Source organism: Bradyrhizobium sp. (assembly GCF_049581145.1).
Classification (GTDB): Bacteria; Pseudomonadota; Alphaproteobacteria; order Rhizobiales; family Xanthobacteraceae; genus Bradyrhizobium.
Genome location: NZ_JBAURI010000429.1, coordinates 1 through 4,056 on the forward strand (window position 1 = coordinate 1; position 4,056 = coordinate 4,056).

The following is a 4,056-nucleotide window of genomic DNA, read 5'->3' on the forward strand; positions in this document are numbered from 1 at the left end:
GCCTATGGCGGCGCGTTCGACGTCATGGCGTCCAAGGAAATCGGCGCCGACATGAACTACGCCTGGCCGACCGCGCAGATCGCCGTGATGGGCGCCAAGGGCGCGGTCGAGATCATTTTCCGCGCCGACCTCGCCGATCCCGAAAAAATCGCCGCCCGCACCAAGGAATACGAGGATCGCTTCCTGTCCCCCTTCATCGCCGCCGAGCGCGGCTATATCGACGACGTCATCATGCCGCATTCGACGCGGCGGCGGATTGCGCGGGCGCTGGCGATGCTGAGGGACAAGCATGTCGAGATGCCCGTGAAGAAGCACGACAATCTGCCGTTGTGAAGCGCTGCGCCCTTCGAAACCCATCGCTTCCGCAATTGCAAGTGATGGGCATCGCTTCCCGCCAGCCATCCTCCGCGCGCGTTGTTCCGCCCCATGATCATCCAATGAACGAAGACGATCCGACCGATGAGATTTCCGAGATCGAAGCGCAGATCGAGGAGCTTGCCGAGATCGCCGAGCGCTGCCGGAAGCTCATTCTGGCTTCCAGGATAGCGATCGTCGGCGGTGCTGCCTTGCTGCTGATCGCGATCCTTGGCCTGTTCGGATCAGGGCCTGCCACAGCACTCGGATCGATCGCCCTGATGCTGGGCGGGATCGTGTCGCTCGGCTCGAACATCAGCACGTTGCGACAGACCGACACCAATATTGACGCGGCGGACGCGCGCCGTTCGGCGTTGATCGGCAGCATCGACCTTCGTCTGGTTGGCAACGCGCCGATGAAACCGAGATGAGGAATGAAGCGCGTAGGATAGGTTGAATCTCTTCGCGAGACCCATCTGCTCGTTCGCACGGCGGATTGGAGCCGACTCGGTCCGTGCGAAGCGCGGGGCGAATGGGCGTAATCCGCCGCATCAATCTCCGTGGATGGCGAAAAGGCGGGTTACGGCTCCAGTCGGGCTGCTATCGGTGATCCAGACGCGGCTGTTTCCTCTCTGTCATCCCGGGCGCCTGCTCGCGAAAACGCGAACGCGTGGGAGGTGGGTTTAAGGTTTGTATTGGAGTATCATGCACCTCCGTCATTCCGGGGCGCGCAATCGCGCGAAGGCGGAATCTCGAGCAGATGATTCTCGCTTCGGGATTCCGGGTTCAGCCTCATGGTGTGGCCCGCACGCCGAATCTTGGGCCTTCTCCGGAATGACCAAGGAAAATGAAAAACCGGAGGACACCCATGCCCCAAGCCTTCTTCGTGGTCCGCGCCACCGTTCTGGATCCCGGCAAGCGCGCCGCCTTCGACAAATGGTATCAGACCGAACATCTGCCGGACGCGGCAAAATCGTTCGGCGCAACGAAAGCCTGGCGCTTCTGGAGCCTGACCGAGCCTTCGCTGCATCTGGCGATCTATCTGTTCGAAGATGAGGCCGCGCTCGATCGCGCCATGACCGGCGAGGACATGAAGCGGCTGGTTGCCGACTTCAACCGCGATTGGCCGGATGTGCCGCGCACGCGCGAGGCCTTTGGCCTGGTGGAGGAGTTTATCCCATCAGCGGGGGCAACGATCGCGCCTGCGCCGTAGCGGCGCAGGATTTGGACTGATCCAGGGGAGCCGGGGACCGGACTTCGGGGCACGGCGTCGGCCGGGCACGGCCTTGGTCGTGTTGCCGTCAATGTCGTGAACGCATGGTTCAGCGACCGTTCAGATCGATTCCGCAATTCTCTCATTGCTGGTGCAGAATTGACGACCCGCAATGTTGTTTTCGTAACCATGGCCGACGCTTCCCGCGGCATTGAAACTCAAAGGACAATCCCCATGAAACTTGTTGCTCCTGTCCTGGCCCTTGGTCTCGGCCTTGCGGCCATTACCGCGTCGCAGGCGATGCCGCTGGCCCCGCTCAATCAGCCCTCCGACGATGGCGCCATCATCCGCGTCGCCGGCGGCTGCGGCCCCGGCGGGCATCGTGGACCCTATGGCGGCTGCCGCCCGATGTACAATTGCCCTCCCGGTTGGCATTCCGGTCCATACGGCCGCCGGTGTTTCCGCAACTGGTAACGGAATTTTGGCGGGGTTCGCCGCTCGCGATCCCCGCCTGACCTTGTTGTAAATTGTCAGCCGTCATTTCCCGAGAAAACCCAGCACCAGCGCGTCGTATTTTTCGCGCGCTTCGAGAAACACCAGATGCCCGGTGTTGGGGATCACCTCGGCGCGGGCATTCGGCATTTGCGCCGCCAGCGCCTTGGCAAGCTCGGCGTTCTGGCCCATCTTGGCCCGCAGCGCTTCCGGCGCGTTCGGCCGGCCCGGCGCGTTGTGATCGTCGGCGCCCATGATGAACAGGGTCGGCTGCGTGATCAGCGGGATCTCATGCACAACCGGTTCGCGGTAGATCATCTGCCCCGAGGAGACAAAGGCACGCAGCCAGCGCGGATAGTCGGCGCTGCCCTTGATGTTGAAGCGCGCCTCGATCAGCGGCGTCACCTGGTCGTAGGGGAGTTTGAGCGCGTAATTGGTCTCGAGCTGCTTGCGGTAGCCGTCGGCGGTGAGCTTGTCCTCGGCCGCCATGATCTTTTCCGAAGGTGTCGGCGGCACATAGAGCCGGTAGTCTTCCAATCCGATCGGCGCGGTCAGCACCAGATGGTCGATGCGGTCCGGATAGGCGCGCACGATGCGCACCGCCAGCATGCCGCCCATTGAATGGGCGACGATGTCGGCCTTCGCGATCTGCAGGTGATCGAGCAGCGCGATGGTGTTGCGCGCCAGCGTGTCGAAATGCAGTTCGCCCCAGGGTTTTGAGGATTTGCCGAAGCCGATCTGGTCCGGCACCACGACGCGATAGCCGGCCTCGCTCAGCGTCTTGATCACCGGCGCCCAATAGCTCGCGGGAAAGTTGCGGCCGTGCAGCAGCACCACGCTGCGGCCATTCGGCTGCGCCGCCGGGGCGACATCCATATAGGCCATCCGCAACTGCTCGCCGTCATTGACCAGCGGCAGCAGATCGACCGGATAGGGATAGGGAAAGCCTTCGAGGTCGATGCCGTAGGGTTCGCGCGGCGCCGGCTCGGCGGCATTGGCCGCCGCGACTGGCAAGATCAGCAGCGCGCAACGCAGCAGCGCTGCAGCGAATGGACGAGTCATCGAAAGCTCCGCCGGTTTGATTTGTGGGCCCGGCGGGGTGCCAGGCATCCATGTTCCGATTCAGGGTACAGCGGCATTAACGGCCCGCACGGACGGGTCAAGGCCATCAGGCACAAACCGTCGTGAACGGCTGCCCTGGAGAAATTCGGTCGCCTAGCCTTCGGTGGTCCCGAACAGCGCCGCGAACCGCTTCTCGCCAATGCGGCTGAAATTGACCACCCGGCTGCCCGGGGTCGCATCGCGCGCCGCCCATTTCAATTCGGTGAAGCGGTGCATCAGCGCGGCTCCCAGCATGCCCGCGAGATGATGCCGCCGCTCGCTCCAGTCGAGACACGCCTTGCATATCGGGCGGCGCGGATGCGCCAGCATCGCCTCGGAAATCTGCAGACTGTCTGCCAGGAACCGCGCGCCTTCGGCGGTCAGCTCGATGTCCTGCTTCCTCGCGCGTACCAGCCGCTGCGCCTTCATGCTGTCCAGCATCTGCACGCCGAGATCGCCGGCGAGATGGTCGTAGCAGATCCGGGCGCGACGCAGCTCCGGATCCTTCGGTCCGGTCCGGACCCGCATATGGCCCGCGCGCGCCGCAAGCCCCGCGAGGCCCTCCAGGACGCCGGCGACATCTGGATCGGTCAGGCGGTAATAGCGGTGGCGGCCCTGCTTTTCCGGCTCGATCAGGCCGCCGGCTTCAAGTTTGGATAGATGCGAACTCGCCGTCTGCGGCGTGACGCCGGCCTCCTGCGCCAGTTCGCTCGCGGTCAGCGCGCGCCCGCTCATGAGCGCGGTCAGCATGTTGGCGCGGGCGGGATCGCCGACCAGGGAGGCCACCATCGCGATGTCAGGGCCCACTTTCATACTTCGATCATAGCCGAAGCATCGATGGCCGACAAGCCGGTATTTTTGCCTCCGTCATTGCGAGCCAACGGGTGGCGCAAAGC

The 4,056-nt window shown here is 63.8% G+C and carries 6 protein-coding genes; 4 read left to right on the plus strand and 2 right to left on the minus strand.

What is annotated here, in order from left to right; all coding sequences use genetic code 11:
- The 4 genes from WCB02_RS13975 to WCB02_RS13990 all read left to right on the plus strand — a co-directional run.
- Positions 1–333, plus strand: a 333-nt coding sequence (locus tag WCB02_RS13975; RefSeq protein ID WP_423958810.1) for a carboxyl transferase domain-containing protein, incomplete at its 5' end; no start/stop codon positions are given.
- Positions 334–437: 104 nt separating this feature from the next.
- The gene (locus WCB02_RS13980) at positions 438–785 is read left to right on the plus strand and encodes a hypothetical protein (protein ID WP_423958811.1); all 348 of its coding nucleotides are present in this window, start codon (positions 438–440) and stop codon (positions 783–785) included.
- Positions 786–1,222: 437 nt separating this feature from the next.
- Entirely contained in the window at positions 1,223–1,567 is a 345-nt protein-coding gene (locus tag WCB02_RS13985; RefSeq protein WP_423958812.1) for a hypothetical protein, read from the plus strand.
- 234 nt (positions 1,568–1,801) lie between these two features.
- A complete protein-coding gene (locus WCB02_RS13990; protein ID WP_423958813.1) occupies positions 1,802–2,041 on the plus strand; it encodes a GCG_CRPN prefix-to-repeats domain-containing protein in 240 nt (79 codons plus the stop codon).
- A gap of 63 nt (positions 2,042–2,104) precedes the next feature.
- Here WCB02_RS13990 and WCB02_RS13995 read toward each other — a convergent pair whose 3' ends face one another.
- Together WCB02_RS13995 and WCB02_RS14000 are read right to left on the minus strand one after the other, a co-directional pair.
- Positions 2,105–3,121 (minus strand): alpha/beta fold hydrolase, encoded by a 1,017-nt coding sequence (locus WCB02_RS13995; protein WP_423958814.1) that lies wholly within the window; start codon positions 3,119–3,121, stop codon positions 2,105–2,107.
- 153 nt (positions 3,122–3,274) lie between these two features.
- Positions 3,275–3,973, minus strand: coding sequence for an ArsR/SmtB family transcription factor (locus WCB02_RS14000; protein ID WP_423958815.1), 699 nt, complete (start codon positions 3,971–3,973; stop codon positions 3,275–3,277).
- Between the last annotated feature and the right edge of the window lie 83 nt (positions 3,974–4,056).

What these genes read in the sequence shown, in the direction of transcription:
- WCB02_RS13990 (WP_423958813.1), top strand. Translation starts at nt 1,802, where the DNA reads ATGAAACTTGTTGCTCCTGTCCTGGCCCTTGGTCTCGGCCTTGCGGCC.
- WCB02_RS14000 (WP_423958815.1), bottom strand. Translation starts at nt 3,973, where the DNA reads ATGAAAGTGGGCCCTGACATCGCGATGGTGGCCTCCCTGGTCGGCGAT.
- WCB02_RS13985 (WP_423958812.1), top strand. Translation starts at nt 1,223, where the DNA reads ATGCCCCAAGCCTTCTTCGTGGTCCGCGCCACCGTTCTGGATCCCGGC.
- WCB02_RS13995 (WP_423958814.1), bottom strand. Translation starts at nt 3,121, where the DNA reads ATGACTCGTCCATTCGCTGCAGCGCTGCTGCGTTGCGCGCTGCTGATC.
- WCB02_RS13980 (WP_423958811.1), top strand. Translation starts at nt 438, where the DNA reads ATGAACGAAGACGATCCGACCGATGAGATTTCCGAGATCGAAGCGCAG.